We start from the raw sequence: 2,036 nt of genomic DNA, 5'->3' as shown, positions 1-2,036 counted from the left end.
TGAAGGGGCATATCCTTCAGGTAGACTATCCTGAAGAGTATAACAACTGGTGGAAAGTAGAGCCCCGAGAGCTTATCTTTAAACAACTAGTCAAAGTCCCCATCAACAAAAATGTCATCAATGCTCTCAAAAAGGCAGCTCGCGATGCTCACTCAGCCATAATCGCCACTGACTTTGATCGGGAGGGCGAGCTCATCGGCATGGATGCTGTGGGAGTCATCCGAGAGGTGAATCCGGGGCTGGAGATTAAAAGGGCCAGATACTCGGCTATCACCAGGTCGGAGATCCAGCAGACCTTCCAAAATCTGGAGGAACCCTATGAGCATCTGGCTGAGGCCGGAAGGGCCAGACAGGAGATTGATCTTATCTGGGGAGCGGTTCTGACCCGATTTATCTCCCTGACCTCCACCAGACTCTGGGATAATTTTCTTTCCGTGGGTCGAGTTCAGAGCCCTACCCTGGTTCTTCTGGTCCAGAGGGAGTTAGAGATCCGGGACTTTAAGCCAACTCCCTACTGGCAGATTAAGGTCAGGCTGAAGGATGGCGGGGAGGAGTTCGAAGCCTTCCATAAGACCAGACGCTTCCTGCGAAAGGAAGAGGCGGAAGAAGTCTTCGCCAGGCTGGGAGAGGAAGGCCTGGTTACTTCCATACGAGAAGTAGAAAGGAAGAAGGCTCCTCCTGCGCCCATGAATACCACGGTTCTCCTCAGCAGTGCCGCCAAACTGGGGCTCTCGCCGGCTTCGGCCATGAACATAGCTGAAGGCCTGTACATGAGAGGGCTGATCAGCTATCCCCGGGTTGATAATACCGTTTTTCCTGCTTCCATCGACATCCGGGGAGTGCTCCTCACCCTGAAAGCCTCTCCTCAATTCCGGAAGATGGCCGAGGAACTCATAGCCAGTAAGAGATTTGTTCCTACCAGGGGAAAGAAGCAATCCACGGACCACCCGCCCATCTACCCCACTGATGGAGCCAGCAAGGAGAAGCTGAGCCCTCAGGAGTGGAAGGTCTATGATCTGGTCACTCGCCACTTCCTGGCGACCCTGGCCGAGGAGGCCCTCCAGATGACCATGCAGGTGGACATAGACATAAGCGGAGAACCCTTTTACATCAGCGGCTCCCGCATAGTCAGGGAGGGATGGCTGAGATATCTTCCCTATTTTAAAAGCGCCGATGTCATCCTTCCTCAGTTGAAGGAAGGGGAGAAAGTGCAGGTTTTAAACAAGGAGATACTGGCCAAGGAAACCCAGCCTCCTCCAAGGTACACCCAGGGCCGGCTGGTGGAAAAGATGGAGGAGCTGGGGCTGGGGACCAAGTCCACCAGACACTCCATAATCAAAAGCCTCTACGACCGGGGATACGTGGTGGGTAACCCTCTTGTTCCCAGGGAGACGGGCATCGCCGTAGCCTCTACCCTTATTAAGCATGCCCAAAAAATCTCCAGTCCCGAGATGACGGCAGAGTTAGAGCAGGATATGGACAGGATAGTGGAGGGGCTTCATCAGAAGGATCAGGTGGTAGGTAGATCTCGAGAGATGCTGGATGAGATCATGGAGGTCATGGAGAAGGAAAGGGAGGAGATTGCCGCCGATATCAGAAATGGGGTGAGGGAGGACGAAGTAGTCGGCAAGTGCAGAACTTGCGGAAAAGACCTGCGTATCAAGAGGGCCAGGAAAAGCCGAAAACGCTTCGTAGGCTGCAGCGGATATCCTCAATGCACGGAAGCTTATCCTTTACCTCAGAAGGGCAAGATCAGATCGACGGATGAAGTGTGTCCCGATTGTGGAACTCTCCGCATAACGGTCATCAATAAAGGTAGAAGACCCTGGAAACTTTGCCTCGATCCTGAGTGTCCCACTAAAAAAGAGCTTGTTGGGAGTGGTCGTAAAAGTAAAAGGGGAGAAAACTAAAGTCCTGTCCCATCCTGGAGACCTTGCCAGGTACGACATGGGTACTGGTGGGACTGGATAGGCGCGGCTTCCTGTCTAAAAGCTAAAGTGCCTGTGATTTGGACTCTACTTTTCTTAAAAGAGATT

At 52.8% G+C, this 2,036-nt stretch carries 1 protein-coding gene; it reads left to right on the top strand.

What is annotated here, in order from left to right; all coding sequences use genetic code 11:
- Window positions 1-1,910 (top strand): DNA topoisomerase I (locus tag HW443_RS10850; protein WP_176238191.1); only part of this gene is annotated, 1,910 nt, incomplete at its 5' end.
- Window positions 1,911-2,036 lie beyond the last annotated feature (126 nt).

Source organism: Candidatus Hakubella thermalkaliphila (assembly GCF_013281975.1).
Classification (GTDB): Bacteria; Actinomycetota; Humimicrobiia; order Hakubellales; family Hakubellaceae; genus Hakubella; species Hakubella thermalkaliphila.
The sequence above is the reverse complement of the archived record's forward strand: the minus strand, read 5'-3'. Positions and strand labels throughout refer to the sequence as shown.